At 64.4% G+C, this 994-nt stretch carries 1 protein-coding gene; it reads left to right on the plus strand.

Annotated elements, in window-relative coordinates; translation table 11 throughout:
- A partial coding sequence (locus tag M1L58_RS23245; RefSeq protein ID WP_248660625.1) for an IS3 family transposase occupies positions 1–985 on the plus strand: 985 nt, incomplete at its 5' end.
- Positions 986–994 lie beyond the last annotated feature (9 nt).

Below are 994 nucleotides of genomic sequence, written 5' to 3' on the forward strand. Positions count from 1 at the left end.
GGGTACCCCGGTATCGACAGGCTGTCGGCTGGTCGGGATCGCGCGAGCAACCTACTACCGGATCGACCGGACCTATCGGCACTACACGCCGGTGGCCGAGCCGATCCCACACGCCCAACGCCGGCAACCAGCTGCGCTGAGTCCCAGCGAGTACCAGCAGGTTGTGGATGTGCTCACCGATGAGCGTTACGCCGATCTGTCTGTGACCCAAACGTTTTGGCGGGCCACCGACGAGGGACGGATGCCGTGTTCGGAACGCACCTGCTACCGCATCGCCAAACGAGAAGGCCTCGTCGGGGATCGGCGTCGTCGACGACGCGGAGCCCCGGCAACTCAGCCACGGCCACGCCCGGTCGTGGTGGTGGACCGGCCCGGCTCGGCGTGGAGCTGGGATGTGACCGAGCTACGCGGACCTGGGCGTCACCGCTTCAAGCTCTACCTGGCGATCGACGTGTTCTCGCGGTACCCGGTCGCTCACCGGGTTGAGTTCTACGAAGACCGGCACCTGGCCACAGAAATGTTCGCCAAGGCCTTCGCCCAGCACGGGGCTCCGCAGGTTCTGCATTCTGACAATGGCCCGGTCATGCGGTCCCAAGACCTGAAGGACGCGTTGGCCGCCGCCGAGGTGACGACCTCCTACTCCCGACCCAGAGTCAGTGACGACAACCCGTTCTCCGAGGCACTGTTCAAGACCACCAAATACGACTTGAGCTGCCCGGAGGTGTTCGACGACATCGACCACGCCCGCCGCTGGACCGCAGACTTCCTCGACCGCTACGCCACCGAACACCGACACCAAGGGCTTGCACACCACACCCCGGCATCGGTATTCGATGGCTCGGCACACCACCAGCGCGCCATCCGCCAACAACTGCTCGATGAGCGCTACCGCGCCCATCCCGAACGCTTCCGGAAGCCTCCAATGGCCCCGGAAATCCCGACAGAAGTCGGAATCAACAACAAGCACCTGTCTCAGACAGGTTGACAACTTCCG

It is taken from the genome of Gordonia sp. C13 (assembly GCF_023218005.1).
In the GTDB taxonomy this organism is placed as follows: domain Bacteria; phylum Actinomycetota; class Actinomycetes; order Mycobacteriales; family Mycobacteriaceae; genus Gordonia; species Gordonia namibiensis.